Below are 21,962 nucleotides of genomic sequence, written 5' to 3'. Positions count from 1 at the left end.
GGCGTTTTCACTCGGCCGTGATGTTCGCGGCCTTGATGATCTGGGCCCACTTGCGTGTCTCGCTGCCGATGAAGGCGCTGAACTCGGTGGCGCTGCCGCCACGCAGTTGCAGTCCCGCGGCCTCGGCCTTGCGGCGCACGTCCGCGTCGGCCACGGCCGCGTTGATCTCGGCATTGAGCCGCTCGACCACCGCCGCCGGCGTGCCCGCGGGCGCCAGCATGCCGTACCAGCCGTAGCCCACGACCGATGGCAGGCCCTGCTCGCGCAGGGTGGGCGCATCGGGGTACAGCGGCGAACGCTCCTCGTTGGCCACGCCCAGCACCCGCAGCTTGCCGGCCTGGATATGCGGCACCGCGGTCGAGATGGCGGTCAGCGTGGCGTCGATGCGCCCGGCCAGCAGCTCGGTGTAGGCCGGTGCGTCGCCGCGGTACTGCACCACCACGCCCTTGGCGCCCGCGGCGCGCAGCAGCAGCTCGGCCGTCAGGTGCGGCGCGGAGCCCGCGCCCGGCGAGCCGAAGGTGGCGCCCCCGGGCTGCGCCTTCGCATGCTTCACGAACTCGGCCAGCGTCTTGTAAGGCGCCTGGGCATTGACCACCAGGAACAGCGGCGCGATCGCGGTGCTGGCGATGGCAGCGAAGCTCTTGTGCACGTCGTACGGCAGGTCCTTGTAGAGCGCCTCGCCGATGGCGATCGGCGCGGCGGCATGCAGCAGCGTGTAGCCATCGGGCGGCGCCTTGGCCACGAAGTCGTTGGCGATGCGCGTGCCCGCGCCCGCCTTGTTCTCGACCACGATCCCCTGGCCGAGCCGGCGCCCGAGGAAGTCGCCGAGCACGCGCGTGAGGATGTCGTTGGAGCCGCCCGCGCCGTAGGGCGAGATCATGCGGATCGGCCGCGCGGGCCAGGCCTGCGCGAAAGCCGGCGCGCTCCAGGGCAGCGCCAGGCCGGCGGCCGCGGCGAGAAGGTGGCGGCGGTTCAAGGTCGTCATGCGTGTCGTCTCCATTTTTCTAAGTGTGTTCGTTCGTCGAGTCTCAGGCCTGCCGGATCGGCGGATAGTCGAAGCGCAGCGCCAGATGGTCGGCATGCGGCTGGTAGAGCCGCAGCACGACATAGAAACGCGCGTCGCGCGGCGCGGGCAGCCAGTTCATGTCCGGCCCGGGATCGTCGGCCTGCAGCCGGATCACGAGGCTGCCGTCGGCCTCGTGGCGCAGGCCTGGCGTGCGGTCGCCGATCGAGTAGCGCGCGATCGGGTTGGCCACGAACAGGCAGTCGCTGCGCCGGTACATCGTGAGCGACCAGAAAGCGCCCACCTTCGGGGCCCGGCCCGGCGCGAAGCGCAGCTCGTAGCGCCGCGATCCATCGAGCGGTTCGCCCCGTGCGTCGACCTCGGCCGTCGGGTACATCGCCTCGTCGATGCCGAGCGCACCGATGAAGTTGCGCGCGATGCGGGAGCGCGTCAGCAGGTCCTCGCCCCAATGCGTGCGCACCATGACCGGGATGGCCCAGCCGCCGCCCAGGTCGTGCGGCTGGCCGGCGCTGCGCAGGCCTTCGTAGACGGCCGGCAGCGCGGCCTCGAGCGCGCCGGCCGTGGGCGGCCATGCGAGCCGCTCGCCCTCGGGCACGGGATTGCGCCGCAGCGCGGCGTCCACGACCTGGCGATACAGGTCGGGCGCGGGAATGCGCGTGTCGCGGCCTTCGAGCACGGTATCCACGCGCATCGCAGCGTCGGCGCCATCGAGCCGCACGAGCCGCAGGCCCGCCTGCAGCGCGCGCACGCGCTCGGCATCGGCGCCGTCGTCCTCCACGAGGATGCGGCCGATCAGCCAGACGTCGTCGCCGGCCGCGCGGATCGTGTGCGTGATGCCCTCGGGCACGGCGTCGCGCCAGCCCGGGCCGTGGACCAGCGTGCGCTGCGCCCGGTTGCCGGTGGTGCGTCGCCCCACGTAGGCGAATGGGTTGGTCCAGGCATCGAGCAGCCCGAGGGTCCAGTAGCGCTCGCCCATGTCGGGCGACTCGATGACCACCGGCCCCTCGCGGAGGTCGAGCCAGGCGTTGCTGTAGACGGTGTCGTTGTTCGGGCTCACCACCTCTCGGTCTTCGGGCCCCAGGCGACGGTGCGTGTGGGTGAACTGGTTGACCCAGCGCATCCCGGTGCCGGGCTCCGCGGCGGCGAAGCCCAGCCGCGGATGGCGGCGCGCGGTGGTCGCGGCGCGCATGCGCATCATCTCGTACAGCGGCAGCGTCTGGACGACCGCGGCTTCGCCTTCTTGCGTGAACATGTCCATGGCGTTTTCCTCTCTCATCCGACGTTCAGGCCACGGCGCCGTCGCGGCGCAGCTCGGCGATTTCCTGCGCGCCGAAACCCAGCGCGCCCAGCACCTCGTCGGTGTCCGCGCCGCAGGCAGACGCGGCGCGCGGCCGGGCGCGCGGCGCGTCGCCGAGGCTGTAGGGCAAGGCAAGCGAGGGGTAGCGGCTGCCGTCGGCCGCGACCGCGTCGACCAGCATGCCGCTGGCCTGCACGTCCTCGCTGTCGAGCACCTGCCGGTAGCTGCGCACCGCGCCGACGACGATCTGGTTGCGGCTCAGCAGCGCCACGCACTCTTCGCTCGTGAACGCGGACAGGCATTCGCGCAGCACCGCGCGCAGCTCGGCGCGGTGCCGCACGCGCAGGGCGTTGCTGCGAAAGCGCGGATCGTCCGCGAGCGCCTCGCGCCCCACGACGCGGCAGAAGCGCGCCCAGTGCTCGTCCGCATAGGCCGACAGCACGATGTGCCCGTCGCGCGTGGGCACCACCTCCGCGGCTGGCGCGTTGTTCGGCTGGCCGTCGCCGATGCGCGTCGGCTCGGGTGCGCCGCCCAGGTAGTCGCACCAGGTGGTGGCCTGCAGGTGCAGCGCCACCTCGAGCAGCGAGGTGCGCAGCGTCTCGCCCCTGCCGGTGCGCGTGCGGCCGTAAAGCGCCGCCAGCACCGCCTGCGCGCCCAGGTGCCCCGCGGCCGCGTCGATGACCGGCACGCCCACCTTCTGCGGCAGCCGGTCCGGCTCGCCCGTCACCGACATCAGGCCGCTCTCGGCCTGCGCGGCCACGTCGTAGCCGGGACGCGCGCTCGAGGGCCCGCGGCTGCCGAAGCCCGAGATCGAGAGGTAGATCAGCTTCGGGAAGCGCTCGCGCACCGGCTCCGGCCCGAAGCCCAGGGCCTCCACCGCGCCCGGGCGCAGGTTCTGGATCAGCACGTCGCTGCCCTCGATCAGCCGCCACGCGACCGCACGCCCGGCCTCGCTCTTGAGATCGAGCGCGATCGAGCGCTTGCCGCGGCTGTAGGCCCGGATCATCGACTCGCCGTAGCGGCCGATGTGGCGCGCCTGGTCGCCCGCGATCGGCTCGATCTTCACGACCTCGGCGCCCAGCTCGGCCAGCACCATCGCCGCGCCCGGGCCGGCGATGTACTGCCCCATGTCGATCACGCGCACGCCCGCCAGCGGTGCCGCGGGTCCGGATGTCTCGGTCGTTGTCTCGGTGTTCATCGGCCCGGACCTTATCCCCTTCCCCTATTCTTGAAAATTCGATAATCGTGAGGGAGCGATCACGATCAGCTATCGCCTCCGACACCGGGACCGCCCATGGACGCCAAGACCCACCATCTCGTGCGCAAGCTGCGCCTGAGGCACCTCGAGCTGCTCGCCGCGCTCTCCGAGACCGCCACCATGCGCGGCGCGGCGGCACGGCTGCACCTGAGCCAGCCCGCGATCAGCAAGATGCTCGGCGAGATCGAGGGCTGCTTCGGCGCGCGGCTGTTCGAGCGCAGCCACCAGGGCATTCACGCCAACGCGCTGGGCGCGAGCGCCGTGTTCCGCGCGCGGGCGGTGCTCAACGAACTCGTGCGCGCCACCGAGGACGTCGACGCGCTGCAGGGCGGCGCCGCGGCAGTGCTGCGGGTCGGCGCGCCCTCCGTCACTGCCACCATCCCGGCCGCCATCGCCGAGCTGCGACGGCGGGTGCCAGGCGCCGCCGTGCTGCTGCGCGAGGGCCGCGTCCACGAACTGATCGAGCGGCTGCTCGAGGGCGCGCTCGACTGCGTCTTCGGCGCCATCACGCCCGAGCTGTCCGCGAGCGACATCGCGCCGCGGCTCGAGCCCGTGGTGCTGCTCGAGGACGAACTCTGCGTGCTCGCATCCACCGCTCACCCCGGCAACGACGACGGCGCCCGGCGCAGGCTGCGCTGGGCCGACCTGGCCCAGTCCTCCTGGGTGCTGCCGCCGCGCGAGACGCTGGTGCGTCAGGCCTTCATGACGGCCTTCCTCAACGACGGCGCGACGCCGCCGATGCCGGTCGTCGAGGCCCTGTCGTCGGTCACGGTCGGCGCAGTGCTGCGCCGCGATCCGTCGCTGCTGTGCGCGGTGCGGCTGGAGCATGCGATCGACGAGATCGCGCGCGGCGGCGTGCGCCGGCTCGCCGTCGCGCCGAAGGTGAGCCTGCCGTCCTTCGGCCTGTTCTTCCGCCGCGACGGCATGGAGCGCCCGCCGATCCTGGCCGAGTTCGCCGAGGCGGTGCGGCGCGGGGCCGCGACGATGGCGCCGAAGCGGCGCGCGAGGCCCGCGGCCTGAGGGGACTCAGGGCGCCAGATACTCCTTCGAGATCCCCGCCCCCACCGTGTACTTCGGATCCACGAAGTTGCCCAGCCGCACCTTGCCGCACTGGCTCAGCATCATGTAGGCGTCCCAGCGGTCGTAGCCGTACTCGGCTTCCATCCAGAGCACCAGCTCCTTGTAGGCGATGCGGGTAGCGTCCTCGAGCGGCCGCGCGCTGCCGATGGCCATGATCATGGCCTCGGTTTCCAGCCGCGGCCACTCGAGCTTCCAGCCCTTGATCAGGTCGACGCGGATGGTCGTGAGGCTCGGGTATTCGACCGCGGTGCCGCAGACCTCGCCGTCGCCCTGGCAGGCATGGGCGTCGCCGATGAACAGCCGCCCGCCCGGCGTGCGCACCGGCAGGTAGGTGATGCTGCCTGGGCCCATGTCGGGCAGGTCCATGTTGCCGCCGTGCTGGTCGGGCGTGAGGCTGTTGATGGAATCGAGCTCGGGCGAGCAGCTCAGGGTGCCGATATGCGGGCGGTACGGCAGGGTGACGCGCTTGCTCCAGTACACGCCCTCCTCGTCCACGTCGATCTTGCGCACGGTCTCGGGCAGCGGCTGGTTCAGCAGCGCGGTGAAGGCGGTGCCGCTCAGCGCGCCGAAGTCCGGGATCATGCAGCAGGTACCGCGCGGATTGGGCCCGCGCGGCGCCATCGATTCGATGTGCACCGCGATCGCGTCGCCGGGCTCGGCGCCCTCGACCATGATCGGACCGTTCTGCGGATTGACGAAGGGCATGGTCAGCACCTTCGAAGGCAGGTCCTGCTCGGTCTTGACCTTGCCGTCGAAGGCATCGCGCGTCTCGACCACGATGCGGTCGCCGGGCTTCACCGTCAACACGGGCTGGGTGTAGGGGCCGATGGTGAAGTGGTAGGTGCCCTGCTTCGCCTCGGTGAGTTCGTGGGTGGCCACGCGGCGCGCACGGCCCTCGCCGCGCGTCTGCATGATCGATCGTTCGAGCCAGCTCATGGGATGGGTCTCCTTCTTGGTTGCTTCACAGCGAGAGGTGCTCGCGCACCGCCTGCGCGTTCATGGCGCCGGGCTCGATGCGCCCGACGATGCGGCCCTTCTCCATCACGTAGGCGCGTTCGCCCACGTCGAGGATGGTGTCGAGGTTCTGCTCGACGAACAGGATGGTGGTGCCGAGGTCGCGCCGGATCGCGCGCAGCACGTCGCAGATCAGTTGCACGATCGAGGGCTGGATGCCTTCCGAGGGTTCGTCGAGCAGCATCAGCGCCGGGTTGCCCACCAGCGCGCGGCCGATGGCGAGCTGCTGCTGCTCGCCGCCCGACATGGTGCCCGCGAGCTGGTCGCGCCGCTCGGCCAGGCGCGGAAAGTACTGGTAGACCAGCTCGGGCTGCTTGCGGCCGCGCGGGCCGCCGATCAGCTCGCCCACCATCAGGTTCTCGGCCACCGTCATGCGCGGGAACACCTCGCGCCCCTGCGGCACGTAGCCGATGCCCAGCCGCGCGCGCGCATCGCTGGTCAGGGTCTCGATGTCGCGCCCCAGGAAGCGAATGCCGCCGCCGCGCGTGCGCAGCAGGCCCATCAGGCAGCGCATGGTGGTGGTCTTGCCCACGCCGTTGCGCCCGATCAGCGCCACGATCTCGCCCTTGCCCACCGCCAGGTCGACGCCCTGGAGGATCGGCGTGGCGCCATAGCCGGCCTGCAGGCCGCGGATCTCGAGCACGGTCTCAGTGGTGTTCATGCGTCTTCCCCAGGTAGATCTCGGCCACGCGCGGATCGGCGATCACCTCGGCGATCGAGCCCTCGGCGAACACCTTGCCGAAGTGCAGCACGGTCACGCGCTGCGCGATCTGGCGGATGAAGGCCATGTCGTGCTCGACCACCAGCACCGTCATGCCCTCGGCATTGAGCTTCTGGATCAGCTCGCCGGTCTTGAAGGTCTCCTCGGGCGACAGCCCGGCCGTGGGCTCGTCCATCAGCAGCAGCACCGGCTTGAGCGCCAGCGCCATGCCGATCTCCAGCCACTGCTGCTGGCCGTGGGACAGCTCGCCCGCGGGCTTGTCGGCATCGGCCGCGAGGTCCAGCAGCTCGAGCAGCCGGTCTTCCTCGCGTCGCAGCTCGGCCAGCCGCGCATGGTGCTGCAGCGCGATGTGGATGTTCTGCCGCACCGGCAGTTCGCGGAACACGCTCGGCGCCTGCATCTTGATGCTCATGCCCTGCTGCACGCGCTGGTAGGGCCGCTCGTCCGTCACCTCACGGCCCTGGAACTCGATGCGGCCCTCGCTGGCCTCGTGGGTGCCGACGATCAGCTTGAACAGCGTGCTCTTGCCCGCGCCGTTGGGCCCGATCAGGCAATGGATCTCGCCGCGGCGCACCGAGAGGTCGACCTCCGACACGGCCGCATGGCCGCCGAAGCGCTTCGACAGGCCGTGGGTCTGCAACAGCACCTCGGTCATGCGCGCACCTCCGCGGTCGTGGCTTCGGGCAGCTTCGACGGCGCCGCGGGCTTCGCCGCGCCGCGCCGCGCGAACAGCCGCCGCACCGCGTTCGCCACGCCGATCACGAAGCCCTGCGGCGCCACCATCACGGTGCACAGCAGCATCGCGCCCATCAGCAGCAGCGCCGCCTGCTGGCTGTAGACCGTCAGCGCCTGGAAGGCCCAGAGCACCAGGAACGAACCGACCAGCGTGGCCGTGATGTCGCCGCGGCCCGAGAACGCGACCCAGACGATCGGCATCGCGGCGGCCGGCAGGCCGATGCTCGCGGGCGTGATGAACTGGCCCCACGAGGTGTAGAGCACGCCGCTGAGGCCCGCCAGCGCGGAGCCGATGACGAAGGTGGCGAGCTGGTACTTGCGCACGTCGTAGCCGAGCAGCTCGGCGCGCTGCGGATCCTCGCGCACCGCCACCACCACGTTGCCGAAGCGCGAGTTCAGCAGGATGCGCAGGCCCAGGTAGACCACGAGGATCAGCGCCACCACCAGGTAGTACAGCGCCACGCCCTCGAAGAACAGTTGCTCGCCGCCGAACCAAGGGATGTTCAGCGGCGCCATGTCCTTCATGCCGTTGAAGCCGTTGAGCCGCGCGTTGCCGATGTGCCATTCGGGCCCGGCCGTCTGGCCGAGGAAGAAGGCCAGCACCAGCGTGGCCGACAGCGTGACGATGCCGAAGAACACGCCGCCCACGCGGCCCCAGATCATGAAGTAGCCGAGCACCGCCGCCGCCAGCGCGGCCAGGCCGAGGGCCAGTGCCAGCGCGAGGAAGGTGGTGCCCGACTCGCCGCCCAGGTTGGTGGCCAGCACGCCGTAGCCGTAGCCGGCCACGCCGAAGAAGAAGGTCTGGCCGAAGGACAGCATGCCGCCGTAGCCCCAGACCAGGCACAGGCCCATGGCCATGAAGGTCCAGGTCAGCAGGTAGGCCATGTTGCCGACGTCGTACGAATCGGCGACGGCCGGGTATGCGAGCACCAGGACCAGCACGGCGAGGAAGGGAAGCCAGAAGACGCGGCTGGCGCCCAGCGTCTGCGGCCCGTTGATGAGTTGGAACATGCGAGGAGGACTCCGTGCAGGGGAAGACGCCGTTCAGCGGGTGCGCCGGGCCAGCCAGCCCGACACCCCTTCGGGCAGGATGCGGATCACCACGATCACCGCCAGCAGCATCCCGATCTGGCCCACGATCTGGCCGCCCCAGCCGTTGAGGCCGGTGCGGATGACCGCGAGCAGGATGCCGGCCGGCGCGGTGCCCAGCAGCACGTTGGCGCCGCCCACCACCACGGTGACGAAGCTCTCGACCAGGAAGGCCGCGCCCATGGTCGGGATCAGGGTCATGGTCGGCGCATAGAGCGCGCCGCACAGCCCCGCGAGGCCGGCGCCGATGCCGAAGCTCAGCGCGTACACGCGGCCCACGCGCACGCCGGTGGCCTGCGCGATCGAGGCGTTCTGCATGGTGGCGCGCGCATGCACGCCGAAGCGGGTGCGCATGAAGACCAGGTAGATGCCGCCGAGCACCGCCACCGCGGCCGCGAACAGCACCAGCCGGTAGACCGAGAAGCTGTAGCCGCCCACGCTGAAGCTGCCCTCGGGCGTGCCCACGCCCGCGAGCGTGGAGCCGAACACCAGCAGCATGCCCTGCGTGACGATCAGGCTCAGGCCGAAGGTGGCGAGCAGCGAGTCGAGCGGCCGCTTGTAGAGCTTGCGCACCAGGCTCCACTCCACGGCCATGCCGATCAGGCCGGCCGCGAGCGTGCCGCACAGCTGCGCGAGCGGCAGCGGCAGCCCGCCGTGCACCAGGCCCACGGTGACGTAGGCGCCGCACATGATGAACTCGCCGTGCGCCATGTTGATCACGCCCATCATCCCGAACACCACGGCCAGGCCGGCCGCGGAAAGGATGAGGAACGCGAACACGTCGGCGAACTGGTAGAGGAAGGAGAAGATTTCGGCGAACACCGCGGCTCCCGGTCAGTGGCTGGCTGCTGCAAACGCGCTCAGGACTTCTTCGGCAGGTCCGAGGGCGTGTACTGCTTGCGGTCGTTCTTCTTCGTCAGGTCACAGCCGATCTGGCCGAGCCAGTAGGGCTGGATGGTCCCGTAGTCCTTGAGCACCTTCACCGCATGCTTGTCGTCGACCGAGATCAGCCGCATCTGGTGCGACACGTGCTGGCTCTTGGGATCGATGCAGATCTTGCCCTCGGCCGCCTCGATGCAGGCGTCGCCGGTGGCGATCACCTTGCGCAGGTCGGCCAGCTTGGTCGACTTGGCCTTCTCGACCAGCGTCTTGTACATGTAGAGCGTGTTGTAGGCGTTGTAGCCCATGTCGTTGATGTAGGGCTCGTTCGGGAACTTGGCGTGCCAGCGCTTCTTGAACTCGGTGGCCGCGGGCGTGTCGATCTCCTCGAACCAGTTGGCCGTGGCATGCATGCGGTTGAGCGCGGGCGGCGCGAAGCGCTTGTGCTCGAAGCCCAGCATCACCTTCACCGACGAGCCCATCGGCAGGTTCAGCTTGGCGGCCGCGGCCTGCTCGAAGAAGGAGTCCTGCGCCGCGCCCACGTTGAGCATCAAGAGCCAGTCGGGCTTGGCCTTCTGGATGTTCTGGATCGTCTGCGCGAACTGCGACACGCCCAGCGGGATGAACTCCTCGCCCACCACGGTGCCGCCCAGGTCCTTGAGGATGGTGCGGTTCCACTCGGCGGAGATCTGGCCGAAGTTGTAGTCGGCCGCCACCACGTAGACCTTCTTGCCGAAGGTCTGGACCATGTAGGGGATCAGCGTGGAGAACTGCTGCTCGGGCACCGCGCCCATGCTGATCATGTTGGCGTCGCACACGCCGCCCTCGTACTGGTTGGTATAGAAGTACGGCGTCTGCGTGCGGTCGACGATCGGGCGCACCGCCTCGCGCGAGGCCGAGGTGATGCCGCCGATCAGCAGGTCGACCTTGTCCTTGCTCAGCAGGCGCCGCGTGAACTCCTGGTAGCGCGCGTTGTCGCCCTGCGGATCGAGATGGATCAGCTCGATCTGGCGGCCCATGATGCCGCCGGCCTTGTTGATCTCCTCCACGGCCAGCAGCGAGCCGTTGAGCTTGGGCTTGCCGAGCACGGCGAGGTCGCCCGAGACGTCTTCCATCAGGCCGATCTTCAGCGGATCGGCGGCCATCGCCGAGGTGGCCAGCGCCAGCGTGCAGCCCAGGGAGAGAAGCGCATTGCGTAGTGTCATGGTGGTGCTTTCGAGGGAAGGAGAAAAGAACGAGGGAGAACGAAGAAAGGGGAAGCCCGCGGCGCTCACAGCGCGGGATGGCGGCGGTGCCAGTCGGTGAGCTGCTGGAAGGCCGCGCCGGCGCGCACCAGCAGCGCCTCGTCGAAGTGGCGCGACACGAACTGGAAGGCCACCGGCATGCCCGCGGGCGTGAAGCCGCCAGGCAGCGTGATCGTGGGGCTGCCGGTCATGTCGAAGGGGCAGGTGTAGCGCAGCATCGCGGCCATCAGCTCGGCGTCGACGCCCATCTGCGCCATGCGCTCCATGGTCGGCGAGGCGATGCCGGTGGCCGGGATCAGCAGCAGGTCGATGTCCTCGAACATCGCGCGCACGCGGCCGCTGAAGTCGTGGCGGTGCAGCACGATCTTCTGGTAGTCGGTGCCGCTTTGCGCCAGCCCCAGCTCGATCAGGCCGGCCACGGCCGGGCCGTACATCTCCTTGCGCGCCGGATAGGTCTTCTCGTGCACCACCGCGGCCTCGATGCCGCACAGCGGGAACCAGTCGGCCAGCGCCTGCGCCGGATCGGGAAAGCGCACCTCGCGCAATTCGCCGCCCAGCGTCTTCACCGCGGCGACGGCGGCATCGAAGACCTCGCGCGTCGGCGCGTCCACGCCCTCGGTGGCCCAACGCAGGTCGATGCCCACGCGCAGCCCGGCCAGGCCCCGGCCGATGTCGGCCAGGTAGTCGGGCACCGGCAGCAGGCTGGCGGTGGGATCGTTCGCGTCGGCGCCCGCGATGGCGCCGAGCATCGCGCCCGCATCGGCCGCGCTGCGCGTCATCGGGCCGATGTGGTCGAGCGTGGCGGCGAGCTCGAAGGCGCCGTGGCGGCTCACGCGGCCCCAGGTCGGCTTCAGGCCCGTGAGGCCGTTGGCGGCCGAGGGAAAGCGGATCGATCCTCCCGTGTCGGTGCCCAGCGAGCCGTAGCACAGGCCCGCCGCGGTGGCCACGCCCGAGCCGCTGGAGGACACGCCCGGCCAGTGCGCCGCGTTCCACGGATTGACCGGCGGCGACACGCTCGGATGGTGGTCGGCATAGGCGCTCTCGGTGAGCTGCAGCTTGCCGAGGATCGGCGCGCCGGCCTCGCGCAGCTTGCGCACCACGGTGCCGTCGACCTCGGGCACGAAGTCCTGGTAGAGCGTCATGCCGGCGGCCGTGGGCACGCCCGCGGTCCAGCACAGGTCCTTGACCGCCACCGGCACGCCGTGCAGCGGGCCGCGCGATTCGCCGCGCGCGATCTCGGCGTCGGCGCGCTTGGCCTCGGCCAGCGCCGAGTCGGTCATCACGCGCACATAGCTGCGCAGGCCGCCGTCGACCTGCCCGATGCGATCGAGCTGGGCCTGCGTGACCTCGACGCTCGAGAGTTCCTTCGACTGGATCAGGCGGCCGACTTCGAGCAGTTCGAGGTAGTGCAGATCGGTGTTCGGCATGGTGTGGAGGCTCCGTTCGTTGGGGATGGAAAAGGGGTCGGCCTGTAGGAAGACGCCGACATCGAAGGTATAGAAGCGCCGCCTTCGCGGCTTGGCTCGCAGCGCCATCGCGATGTGCTGGCGCGGCCAGTCGATGGGTGGGTTGGCGCTTTCAGGCCAGCGCGGGCGCGCGGCGGTGGAAATCGGTGGCCTGCTGGAACGCATGGCCCGCGCGCAGCAGCGCGGCCTCGGCGAAGGGCCGGCCGATCAGCTGCATGCCGATCGGCAGGCCGTCGGGATCGAAGCCGCAGGGCACGTTGAGCGAGGGCAGCCCCGTGAGGCTGGCCACGCCGGTGAACTGCATGATCGCGGACAGCATGTCCTCGGGCCGGCCCGGCTCGATCTCCACGCTGGTTTCGCCGATGCGCGTGGCCGCGAAAGGCAGCGAGGGACAGACGAACACGTCGACGCGGCGGAAGGCCTCGAGGAGCTCGGCGCGCAACAAGGCACGGTAGCGCTGCGCCTGCAGGTAGTGGGTGGCCAGCAGCATCTCGCCGGCCTCGAGCAGGGTGCGCACGTCGTCGCCGTAGTCGCCGGGCCGCTCGCGCAGGCTGCGCTGGTGGTAGGTGCTGGGCTCGGCCGACTCGATGGTGAGCTGGGCCGAGATGTTGCCGTGGATGTGGCCGATGTCGACCTCGACCACCTGCGCGCCCAGTTCGACGAAGGCCGCGATCGCCGCCTTCACTGCGTCGTGCACCGGCGCCTGCAGGTGCTCGAAGAAATAGCCCGGCACGATGCCGATGCGCAGGTGGCGGCAGCCGCCCTCGAGGTCCTGCAGGTAGTCGTCCACCGCGCGCGGCGCGCTGGCCGCGTCCTTCGGATCGAAGCCCGCGATGGCGCCGAACATCAGCGCGCAGTCCTCCACGCTGCGGGCCATCGGGCCCACCGTGTCCATGCTCCAGGCCAGCGGGATCACGCCGTGGTTGCTGACCCGGCCATAGGTGGGCCGCAGCCCGACGATGCCGTTGATGGCCGAGGGCAGCCGGATCGAGCCGCCGGTGTCGGTGCCGATGGCGCCGAAGCACAGCCGCGCGGCCACCGCCACGGCCGAGCCGCCGCTGGAGCCGGCCGGGAAGCGATCGGTGTCCCAGGGGTTGCGCACCGCGCCGTAGTGCGGATTGGCCGAGGTGCCGCCCCAGGCGAACTCGTGCATGTTGGTCTTGCCGATGAACAGCGCGCCGGCCTGGCGCAACCGTGTGGCGACAGTGGCGTCGGCCTCGGGCACCCAGTCGGCCAGCAGCTTGCTGCCGGCCGTGGTGCGGCTGCCGCGCAGCGCGACGTTGTCCTTGAGCGCCAGCGGCACGCCGTGCAGCGGACCGAGTTCGTGGCCCGCGGCCGACAGCATCTCGGCCGCGCGCGCGACCTGCAGCGCCTGTTCCTCGAACACGGTGATGAAGGACTTGAGCACGCCGTCGTGGGCGCGGATGCGCGCGAGCGAGGCCTCGACCAGTTCCACGGGCGAGACCTTGCGCGCGCGCACCAGGCGCGCGGCCTCGGCCAGCCCCAGGTTCGCGATGTCGTTCATGCGCCCTCCTCCGGCAGCTCGTGCGCATGCGTGAAGGCCGTGACCGGCATCAGCGCCTGCCGCGCGGGATCGCTCATCTGCGCGCTGAGCGCGTTGGCGGCGGGAATCCAGGCCTGCAGCACGGCATCGACCGCGGCCAGCCGCTCGGGGCTCAGGTCGAGGCCGGCGCAGCGCGCCAGCGCGGCGGTGTCGATCGTCGGCGGGCCATCGGAGGGGGCGGATGAGGGGGAAGGCATCGTCGTTTCCTTGCGTGAAGCGCCCGTCTGGGGGCTGGCTTCACGATAGGCAACGACGCGGTTCGCGGCTTGGCTGCGCCTGCCATCGCGATGGGCTGGAACCGCCAGCCGCGGCGGACGGCCGTGCTCAGTGGCGGCGCAGCAGGGTCTGCGGCGTCACGCCGTAGGCCTTCTTGAACACGCGGCAGAAATGCGAGAGGTCGCTGAAGCCGTGCTGGAACGCGGCCTGCGTGACCTGCCGCACGCGGCCTTCGCTGAGCGCCGCATGGCTGGCCTCGAGCCGCTGCTTCCACAGGTGCTGGATCGGCGTGCTGCCGTATTCGGCGAACACGCGCGCCAGCGTGCGCGCCGACACGTGCTGCGCCGCGGCGATCTGCTCCACGTCGAGCTCGCAGTCGTCGAGGTGCGCGGCGATGTACTCGCGCGTGCGCTGGTAGAGCTGGGCATGCGAGGACAGCGCGGCCTCGGCGCCATCGCTCTGCACCTGCAGCACGGCCGAGAGCATGTCGAGCATCGAGCCCGCGAGGCTGGCCTCCATGGCCTCGCTGCCCGAGAGCTCGAGGCTCGCCGCCTCGCGGATCATGTGGCCGAGCAGCCGCGCCGTGGGATGGCCCTCGGCCAGGTGCATCGCCGTGAGGCTGTGGGCCTCGGGAAAGCGGCACAGCAGTTGCCGGCGCGGAATGCGAACCAGCAGCGTGGACTCGGGCGCGAGGTCGAAGCTGAAGGGCCGCGCGGCGTCGTAAAGCACGATGTCGCCGTTGCGCTGCACCACTTCCCGCCCCGACTGCGAGAGCACGCCGTGGCCCGACACCATCAGGCTCAGCATGAAGTCCTCGTTGGGGCCGCTGCGCAGGTGCTGGGCATCGCGCTCCCAGACATGGCGCGGCGACGACATCTCGGCCAGCGCGAGCTTGCCGAGCGAGCGCAGCCTGAAGCGCGCGTTGAAATGCTGGCGGTCGGGCACCACGCTCTTGGCCGGGATCAGGTGCTGGCACACCACGTCGCTCCAGTACGCAAAGCGCTGGGCGTCGTCGACCGTGTCGGTGGAGTAGTCGAGGTGCATGCTGCGAGCGAAGGGTTGGAAACCATCTCGCGATGGCCATCGCAACGCCTCAAGCAACATCCATGCCCTTGCCGAGGCCTGCCCGCGCACTCTAGCGTGCGGGCCCCGCTTCCCTCTGAGGGCTGACCCGTAGTCTCCGCGTGTTCAGCCGCGCGCTCAGCCGCGGCCCAGCGCCTTGTCCACGCCCTTGTTGGCCAGCATGTCGGCGCGCTCGTTGCCCGGGTCGCCCGAATGGCCCTTGACCCAGCGCCACTCGATGGCGTGGCCGCCCTCCTGCACCAGCTTGTCCAGCCGCTGCCAGAGCTCGACGTTCTTCACCGGCTGCTTGGTCGAGGTGAGCCAGCCCTTGGCCTTCCAGCCGCGGATCCACTCGGTGATGCCCTGGCGCACGTACTGGCTGTCGAGGTAGAGCGTGACCTTGCAGGGCCGCTTGAGCGCGGCCAGGCCCTCGATCACGGCCGTGAGCTCCATGCGGTTGTTGGTGGTGTTCAGCTCGCCGCCGAACAGCTCCTTCTCGGTGGGGCCCGACTTGAGCCAGGCGCCCCAGCCCCCGGGGCCGGGATTGCCCTTGCAGGCACCATCGGTGTAGATCACGACTTCGTTCAAGCTCTCTGTTCCTTCATTTCTTCACTGTCGATATTCATTCACGTCATTCGCCGTCGGCGCGGCGTCCCTGTCGGTGCACCTTGCCCGCGATCGGCACCGGCGCCGTGGCGCGGGCGCCGGCGCGGCGCCATTCGGGGCTCAAGAGCCGCATGCCGCGCACGCGCTTGACCGCCACCAGGAAGTAGGCCGCGCCGAAGATCGGCCACCAGCGCTCGCCGGCCACGTCCATCCAGCGGCTGCGCTCGAGCCAGGCCTCGCTGCGCGCGGACGGCCGGTAGACGCCGAAGCGGCCCGACTCGACCTCGAAGCTCAGCAGGCGCAGCCAGTCGCGCATGCGCCAGTAGCCGATGAACTCCCCGCCCTCGGGCAGGAAGAGTTCGCCGAAGCCCAGGCGCCGGTACAGGTGCGCGCGGCGCTGCCGCATGCCCCAGAGGCTGGTCGGGTTGAGCCCGCAGATCACCACCCGGCCCTCGGGCACCAGCACCCGCTCGACCTCGCGCAGCGTGGCGTGCGGATCGGGGCTGAGCTCGAGCGCATGCGGCAGCACCACCAGGTCCAGGCTGTTGGCCGCGAACGGCAGCGCCGCGAAATCGGTCAGCAGCACGGCCTGCGGCGCATGCGCGAGGTGCGCCGGGTCGTCGAGCGCGAGCCAGCGGTGCGGCATGCGGTTGGCGCGCAGGCCCTCGACCTGGGCGGCCCCGAGCTGCAGCGCGTGGTAGCCGAAAACGTCGGCCACGGCCTGGTCGAACTGGGCTTGTTCCCAGGCGAGAAGGTAGCGTCCGGGGGGGGTCGCGAACCACTCCTGCAAACCTATAATTTGACCGCTCATGACCCTCGTTCCGCTGCCCGCCTTCGCCGACAACTACATCTGGATGCTGCAGGACGGGTCCAACGCGATCGTGGTGGACCCGGGCGATGCCCGGCCGGTGCTCGACGCACTGGCAAGCGGCAAGCTGCAACTGGCCGCGATTCTAGTCACGCACCATCACGCCGATCACACGGGCGGCGTGGCCGAGCTGCGCGCCGCCACCGGCGCCGCGGTGTGGGGTCCGAGGCACGAGCGCATCCCCGAGCCCTATGCCCCGCTGGTGCAGGGCGACCGGGCCGAGGCGCTGGGCCTGCGCTTCGAGGTGATCGACGTGCCGGGCCACACGGCCGGCCACATCGCCTACTTCCTGCCGGCCGCCGGGGGCCGTGCGCCGCTGCTGTTCTGCGGCGACACCCTGTTCTCGGGCGGGTGCGGGCGCCTGTTCGAGGGCACGCCCGCGCAGATGCTGGCCTCGCTCGACGCGCTCGCCGCGCTGCCCGGCGACACCCGCGTATGCTGCGCCCACGAATACACACTTTCTAACCTGCGCTTCGCCCAGGCGGTGGAACCCGGCAACACCGACCTGACTCAGTACCGGGCGCATTGCGAAAGCCTGCGCGCCCAGGGCGAGCCCACGCTGCCATCGCAGCTGGCCCTCGAACGCCGGATCAACCCCTTTCTTCGCAGCCGCGAAGCCACTGTCCTTCGAGCGGTGCGCGCGCATGCCGAGCTGTCCCCCGAGGCGGGCGAAGCCGACGTGTTCGCGGCGCTGCGCCAATGGAAAAACGACTTCCGATGAAACTCACCGCTGCCGCCTGCCTTGCAGGCATCCTGTTGCTCGCCGGCTGCGCGGGCACCGGCACCCCCTCTTCCTCGTCTTCCTCCCCTTCCCCCTCCTCTCCCCCCACCGCCGGCGGTACCGGCGCCGCCGCCAGCCGGGCCGCGCCCATCTACCCGAGCGGCCAGCTCGCCCCCATCGCCAGCAGCGAGGCGCGCTCGCAGAGCGTGGTCACGCTGGCCCCGCCGGCCGACATGTGGGACCGCATCCGCCGCGGCTTCAAGATGCCCGACCTCGACAGCGACCTGGTGCGCGACCGCGAGCAGTGGTATGCGAGTCGGCCCGACTACATCCAGCGCATGACCGAGCGCTCGAACAAGTACATCTTCCACATCGTCGAGGAGCTCGAGCGGCGCAACATGCCCACCGAGCTGGCGCTGCTGCCCTACATCGAGAGCGCCTTCAACCCGCAGGCCGTGTCGAGCGCGCGCGCCGCCGGCATGTGGCAGTTCATGCCGGCCACCGGCACCGACTTCGACCTCAAGCAGAACATCTTCCGCGACGACCGCCGCGACGTGGTCGCCTCCACGCGCGCCGCGCTCGACTACCTGCAGAAGCTCTACAACATGTTCGGCGACTGGCAGCTCGCGCTGGCCGCCTACAACTGGGGCGAAGGCAGCGTGAGCCGCGCCATCGCCAAGAACCAGCGCCTGGGCCTGCCCACCACCTACAGCGACCTCACGATGCCGGCCGAGACCCGCATGTACGTGCCCAAGCTGCAGGCGGTGAAGAACATCGTGGCCAACCCGCAGGCCTTCAACGCCGAGCTGCCGGTGATCGCCAACCACCCCTACTTCCAGACCGTGCCGCTCACGCGCGACCTCGACGTGGAACTGGCCGCCAAGCTCGCCGACGTGCGCATCGAGGACTTCCGCGCGCTCAACCCGGCGGCCCACAAGCCGGTGCTGATCGCCGCGGGCACCTCCGAGCTCCTGCTGCCCTGGGACAACGCCGCCGTGTTCCAGCGCAACTTCGACGCCTACACGCAGGGCCAGTACGCGAGCTGGACCGCCTGGGTCGTGCCCAACACCATGACCGTGGCCGATGCCGCCCAGCGCGCCGGCATGAGCGAGTCGGACCTGCGCGCGCTCAACAACGTGCCGCCGCGCATGCTGATCAAGGCCGGCTCCACGCTGATCGTGCCGCGCGGCGCGCGCGTCAAGGAGGACGTGGCGGCGGTGGTGGCCGACAGCGGTCACCTGAGCTTCCAGCCCGAGATCGTCACGCGCCGCACCACCGTCAAGGCCGGGCGCAGCGACAACGTGGCGAGCATCGCGCGGCGCTACAACCTGCGGCCCGCGAACGTCGCCGAGTGGAACGACGTCAAGCCCAACCATGCCTTCAAGCGCGGCATCAGCGTGGTGGTCTACCTGCCGGTGCGCGCCGCCCCGGCCGCGCGCGTCGGCAGCGGTGCCGGTCCGCGCGCCCGCCCGGTCGCGCAGGTCAAGCGCGGCAGCAACGTGAGCAAGGTGCCGGCCAGCGCGCCCAGCAAGCAGGTGGTGCGCGAGAAGCGCGGCGGCACGCCCTCGAAGAAGAAGCGCTGAAGAAGCGCCGAGATGGCGGCACGACCGGCGCAACACCTTTCGCGGCGCCGGCCACGAATAACGAGATCAGGAGGGCCATGACATGGCAGTGGAAGGAAGTGCGGGCGATCTCGTCAAGGTCGTCACGCTGTTGGGGGCCGCGGTGGTCGCGGTGCCGCTGTTCAAGCGCATCGGGCTCGGCTCGGTGCTGGGCTACCTGGCCGCGGGGCTGGCCATCGGCCCGTTCGGCTTCGGCCTCTTCACCGATCCCCAGACCATCCTGCACACGGCCGAGCTCGGCGTCGTGATGTTCCTGTTCGTGATCGGCCTCGAGATGCGGCCCTCGCACCTGTGGAGCATGCGGCGCGACATCTTCGGCCTCGGCAGCCTGCAGGTGGTGGTGTGCGGCATCCTGCTGACCGGCGTGGGCATGGCCTTCGGCTTCCCGCTCGCCGTGTCCTTCGTCTGCGCGATGGGCTTCGTGCTGACCTCCACCGCCATCGTGATGCAGCTGCTCGGCGAACGCGGCGACATCGCGGCGCCGCGCGGCCAGAAGATCGTCGCCGTGCTGCTGTTCGAAGACCTGCTGATCGTGCCGCTGCTGGCCATCGTGGCCTTCATCGCGCCGCCCGACGCCACGCAGCACGTGGTCGAGGCCGGCTCGCGCTGGATCGGCGTGGGCATAGCGCTGGCCGCGCTCGCGGCGCTGGTGGCGGCCGGCATCTGGCTGCTGAACCCGCTGTTCCGCGTGCTCGCCAACTCGAAGGCGCGCGAGGTCATGACCGCCGCCGCGCTGCTGGTGGTGCTGGGCGCCGCGCTGCTGATGCAACTCGGTGGCCTTTCGATGGCCATGGGCGCCTTCATCGCGGGCGTGCTGCTGTCCGAGTCCACCTTCCGCCACCAGCTCGAGGCCGACATCGAGCCCTTCCGCGGCCTGCTGCTCGGGCTGTTCTTCATCGGCGTGGGCATGTCGCTCGACCTCGCGGTGGTGGCGCGCAACTGGCAGCTGATCCTGGCCGGCGTGCTGTCGATGATGGTGGTGAAGTCGCTGTGCATCTACGCGGTGGCGCGGCTCGCGAAGAGCTCGCGCGCCGACGCGCTCGACCGCGCGGTGCTGATGGCCCAGGGCGGCGAGTTCGCCTTCGTGCTGTTCTCCTCGGCGCTCGCCGCGGGCGTCATCAGCCCGGTGGTCAACGCCAACATGACGGCGGTGGTGGTGCTCTCGATGGCGCTCACGCCGCTGGTGGTGCTCGCGCACCGCCGCTTCGCGCCGGCCGTGGCCGAGTCGATGGACGGCATCGACAAGGCCGAGGACCTGGTCGGCAACGTGCTGGTGATCGGCTTCGGCCGCTTCGGCCAGATCGCGATCCAGGGCGCGCTGGCGCGCGGCGCCTCGATCGCGATCATCGACACCGACACCCAGGTGATCCGCGATGCCGCCCTGTTCGGCTTCAAGGTCTACTACGGCGACGGCTCGCGCGCCGACGTGCTGCATGCCGCCGGCGCCCACAGCGCGCGCGTCATCATGGTCTGCGTGAACGACAAGGCCGCCACCACGCGCATCGTCGAGCTGCTCAAGGCCGAGTTCCCGCATGCGCAGCTGCTGGTGCGCGCCTACGACCGCGAGCACATGCTCGAGATCGGCAAGCTCAACGTCGACTTCCAGATCCGCGAGACCTTCGAATCGGCGATGGCCTTCGGCCGCCAGGGCGTGCTGGCGCTCGGCGCCTCCGACACCGAGGCCGACGAGGTGATCGGCGAGCTGCGGCGGCGCGACGCGGAGCGCCTGGTGCTCGAGATGGCCGGCGGCATCTTCGCGGGCCGCGCGCTGGTGCAGGTCAACACCGAGGCGCACGGCAAGAACACCTGAGCGCGCTCGAGCTCGTTCTCGAGCCGCGCGCGGTTCAGAGCTTCTCGGTCTCGCCGCTGCGCGGCTGCCACTTCATGAGCCGCTTCTCGATCAGGCCCACCAGCGCGTCGAGCGCGAGCGCGAAGGCCGTCAGCACCACGATGCCGGCGAACACGGTGTTGACGTCGAAGGTGCCCTCGGCCTGCAGGATCAGGTAGCCGACGCCGCGCGCCGAGCCCAGGTACTCGCCCACCACCGCGCCCACGAAGGCCAGGCCCACCGAGGTGTGCAGGCTCGAGAACACCCAGCTCGTGGCGCTCGGCAGGTAGACGGTGCGCAGCAGCTGGCGCTGGTTGGCGCCCAGCATGCGCGCATTGGCCAGCACCACCGGGCTGACCTCGCGCACGCCCTGGTAGACGTTGAAGAACACGATGAAGAACACCAGCGTGACCGCCAGCGCCACCTTGCTCCAGATGCCGAGGCCGAACCACAGCGCGAAGATCGGCGCGAGGATCACGCGCGGCATCGAGTTGGCGGCCTTGATGTAGGGATCGAGGATCAGGCTCGCGGTGGGCGCGAGCGCGAGCCACAGGCCGCAGCCCAGGCCCAGCACGGTGCCGATGCCGAAGGCCAGCACGGTCTCGAGCAGCGTGGTGCCCAGGTGCAGGTAGATGTCGGCATTGCCCTTGAGTCCGTCGGGGAACAGCGGGTTCGCCGGCACCTCGAAGGGCAGGAACCAGCTCCAGATGCGGCCGGCCACCTGGATCGGCTCGCCGAGGAAGAAGGCCACCTGCTGATTGCGCGAGGCCAGGTGCCAGCCCACGAGGATCACGACCAGCAGCACCAGCTGCCAGAAGCGCGCGTTGCGTTCGTTGAGGGCCAGACGCGACATCATGCGGCCTTCTTCAGTTGCTGCGCGTAGCCCTTGAGCACCTCGTCGCGCAGCACCTCCCAGATCTGGGTGTGCAGCTCGACGAAGCGCGGCTGGGTGCGCACCTCGGCCACGTCGCGCGGGCGCGGCAGGTCGATCTCGAACTCGCCGATCGGATGGGTGGCGGGCCCGGCCGAGAGCACCACCACGCGGTCGCTCATCGCGATGGCCTCGTCGAGGTCGTGGGTGATGAACAGCACGGCCTTCTTCTTCGCGCTCCAGAGATCGAGCACCTCGTTCTCCATCAGCTGGCGGGTCTGGATGTCGAGCGCGCTGAAGGGCTCGTCCATCAGGATGATGTCGGGGTCGAGCACCAGCGTCTGCGCCAGCGCCACGCGCTTGCGCATGCCGCCCGAGAGCTGGTGCGGATAGCGGTCGCCGAAGCCCGAGAGGCCCACGCGCGCGAGCCAGGCCTCGGCCTCGCGGCGCGCTTCGGCATCAGGCACGCCGCGGTATTGCAGCCCGACCATCACGTTGTCGATGGCGCTGCGCCAGGGCATCAGCGCCTCGGTCTGGAACATGTAGCCCGCGCGCGCGTTGATGCCCGCGAGCGGCTGGCCGAACACCTTGACCGTGCCGGACGAGGGCTGCAGCAGCCCCGCGCCGATGTTGAGCAGGGTCGACTTGCCGCAGCCCGTGGGACCGACCACCGACACGAACTCGCCGGCGCGCACGCGCAAGGTGGTGTCGGCCACCGCGGTGTAGCGCTGGCCGGGGTCGTCCTTCGAATGGAAGATGCAGCTGATCGAGAGGAGTTCGAGTGCGTGGTCGGACAT

Annotated in this window: 21 protein-coding genes; 4 read left to right on the top strand and 17 right to left on the bottom strand. The window is 70.4% G+C overall.

Features of this window, described 5'->3' with window-relative positions; all coding sequences use genetic code 11:
• Positions 1-7: 7 nt before the first annotated feature.
• Genes AC07RM_RS06410 through AC07RM_RS06400 form a run of 3 tightly spaced genes read right to left on the bottom strand, consistent with a single transcriptional unit; the run spans position 8 to position 3,519 of the window.
• Positions 8-985: a Bug family tripartite tricarboxylate transporter substrate binding protein gene (locus AC07RM_RS06410; RefSeq protein WP_495333832.1), complete on the bottom strand. Its 978-nt coding sequence runs from the start codon at positions 983-985 to the stop codon at positions 8-10.
• Between the two features lie 43 nt (positions 986-1,028).
• Complete coding sequence (locus tag AC07RM_RS06405) at positions 1,029-2,282, bottom strand: DUF1254 domain-containing protein (RefSeq protein WP_495333830.1); 1,254 nt, start codon at positions 2,280-2,282, stop codon at positions 1,029-1,031.
• A gap of 25 nt (positions 2,283-2,307) precedes the next feature.
• Positions 2,308-3,519, bottom strand: coding sequence for a CaiB/BaiF CoA transferase family protein (locus AC07RM_RS06400; RefSeq protein ID WP_495333828.1), 1,212 nt, complete (start codon positions 3,517-3,519; stop codon positions 2,308-2,310).
• Positions 3,520-3,615: 96 nt separating this feature from the next.
• Here AC07RM_RS06400 and AC07RM_RS06395 point away from each other — a divergent pair, with 96 nt between their 5' ends.
• The gene (locus AC07RM_RS06395; RefSeq protein WP_495333826.1) at positions 3,616-4,599 is read left to right on the top strand and encodes a LysR family transcriptional regulator; all 984 of its coding nucleotides are present in this window, start codon (positions 3,616-3,618) and stop codon (positions 4,597-4,599) included.
• A gap of 6 nt (positions 4,600-4,605) precedes the next feature.
• On the opposite strand, the gene AC07RM_RS06390 is transcribed toward AC07RM_RS06395, so the two are convergent.
• The 12 genes from AC07RM_RS06390 to AC07RM_RS06335 form a co-directional block, all read right to left on the bottom strand.
• On the bottom strand, positions 4,606-5,595 hold the full coding sequence (locus AC07RM_RS06390) for an acetamidase/formamidase family protein (protein WP_495333824.1): 990 nt from the start codon (positions 5,593-5,595) through the stop codon (positions 4,606-4,608).
• 25 nt (positions 5,596-5,620) lie between these two features.
• Complete coding sequence (locus AC07RM_RS06385; protein WP_208513576.1) at positions 5,621-6,334, bottom strand: ABC transporter ATP-binding protein; 714 nt, start codon at positions 6,332-6,334, stop codon at positions 5,621-5,623.
• On the bottom strand, positions 6,321-7,049 hold the full coding sequence (locus AC07RM_RS06380) for an ABC transporter ATP-binding protein (RefSeq protein WP_495333822.1): 729 nt from the start codon (positions 7,047-7,049) through the stop codon (positions 6,321-6,323). The genes AC07RM_RS06385 and AC07RM_RS06380 overlap by 14 nt, the downstream gene beginning before the upstream one ends.
• Complete coding sequence (locus AC07RM_RS06375; RefSeq protein WP_495333820.1) at positions 7,046-8,140, bottom strand: branched-chain amino acid ABC transporter permease; 1,095 nt, start codon at positions 8,138-8,140, stop codon at positions 7,046-7,048. Before AC07RM_RS06375 ends, AC07RM_RS06380 begins: the two co-directional genes overlap by 4 nt.
• 33 nt (positions 8,141-8,173) lie before the next feature.
• Entirely contained in the window at positions 8,174-9,040 is an 867-nt protein-coding gene (locus AC07RM_RS06370) for an ABC transporter permease subunit (RefSeq protein ID WP_057592524.1), read from the bottom strand.
• Positions 9,041-9,078: 38 nt separating this feature from the next.
• A complete protein-coding gene (locus AC07RM_RS06365; RefSeq protein ID WP_093341349.1) occupies positions 9,079-10,302 on the bottom strand; it encodes an urea ABC transporter substrate-binding protein in 1,224 nt (407 codons plus the stop codon).
• Positions 10,303-10,367: 65 nt separating this feature from the next.
• A complete protein-coding gene (locus AC07RM_RS06360) occupies positions 10,368-11,768 on the bottom strand; it encodes an amidase (RefSeq protein ID WP_495333818.1) in 1,401 nt (466 codons plus the stop codon).
• Positions 11,769-11,919: 151 nt separating this feature from the next.
• Positions 11,920-13,332, bottom strand: a complete 1,413-nt coding sequence (locus tag AC07RM_RS06355) for an amidase (RefSeq protein WP_495333816.1) — start codon at positions 13,330-13,332, stop codon at positions 11,920-11,922.
• Complete coding sequence (locus AC07RM_RS06350) at positions 13,329-13,568, bottom strand: hypothetical protein (RefSeq protein WP_495333814.1); 240 nt, start codon at positions 13,566-13,568, stop codon at positions 13,329-13,331. Before AC07RM_RS06350 ends, AC07RM_RS06355 begins: the two co-directional genes overlap by 4 nt.
• Positions 13,569-13,695: 127 nt before the next feature.
• On the bottom strand, positions 13,696-14,631 hold the full coding sequence (locus tag AC07RM_RS06345) for an AraC-like ligand-binding domain-containing protein (RefSeq protein WP_495333812.1): 936 nt from the start codon (positions 14,629-14,631) through the stop codon (positions 13,696-13,698).
• Positions 14,632-14,787: 156 nt separating this feature from the next.
• The gene (gene rnhA / locus AC07RM_RS06340) at positions 14,788-15,237 is read right to left on the bottom strand and encodes a ribonuclease HI (protein ID WP_057594204.1); all 450 of its coding nucleotides are present in this window, start codon (positions 15,235-15,237) and stop codon (positions 14,788-14,790) included.
• A gap of 43 nt (positions 15,238-15,280) precedes the next feature.
• Entirely contained in the window at positions 15,281-16,066 is a 786-nt protein-coding gene (locus AC07RM_RS06335) for a class I SAM-dependent methyltransferase (protein ID WP_495333810.1), read from the bottom strand.
• Between AC07RM_RS06335 and gloB the strand changes: the two genes are divergently transcribed.
• From gloB to AC07RM_RS06320, 3 genes are all read left to right on the top strand, one after another.
• Complete coding sequence (gloB, locus tag AC07RM_RS06330; RefSeq protein WP_495333808.1) at positions 16,065-16,844, top strand: hydroxyacylglutathione hydrolase; 780 nt, start codon at positions 16,065-16,067, stop codon at positions 16,842-16,844. The genes AC07RM_RS06335 and gloB overlap by 2 nt on opposite strands.
• Positions 16,841-18,427 (top strand): transglycosylase SLT domain-containing protein, encoded by a 1,587-nt coding sequence (locus AC07RM_RS06325; protein ID WP_495315969.1) that lies wholly within the window; start codon positions 16,841-16,843, stop codon positions 18,425-18,427. The genes gloB and AC07RM_RS06325 overlap by 4 nt, the downstream gene beginning before the upstream one ends.
• A gap of 82 nt (positions 18,428-18,509) precedes the next feature.
• Positions 18,510-20,276, top strand: a complete 1,767-nt coding sequence (locus tag AC07RM_RS06320) for a monovalent cation:proton antiporter-2 (CPA2) family protein (protein ID WP_296789186.1) — start codon at positions 18,510-18,512, stop codon at positions 20,274-20,276.
• Between the two features lie 34 nt (positions 20,277-20,310).
• On the opposite strand, the gene AC07RM_RS06315 is transcribed toward AC07RM_RS06320, so the two are convergent.
• Entirely contained in the window at positions 20,311-21,150 is an 840-nt protein-coding gene (locus AC07RM_RS06315) for an ABC transporter permease (protein WP_057594209.1), read from the bottom strand.
• Positions 21,147-21,962, bottom strand: coding sequence for an ABC transporter ATP-binding protein (locus AC07RM_RS06310; protein WP_093341331.1), 816 nt, complete (start codon positions 21,960-21,962; stop codon positions 21,147-21,149). The genes AC07RM_RS06315 and AC07RM_RS06310 overlap by 4 nt, the downstream gene beginning before the upstream one ends.

This window comes from Variovorax sp. GW821-FHT09B05, assembly GCF_059418265.1.
The sequence above is the reverse complement of the archived record's forward strand: the minus strand, read 5'-3'. Positions and strand labels throughout refer to the sequence as shown.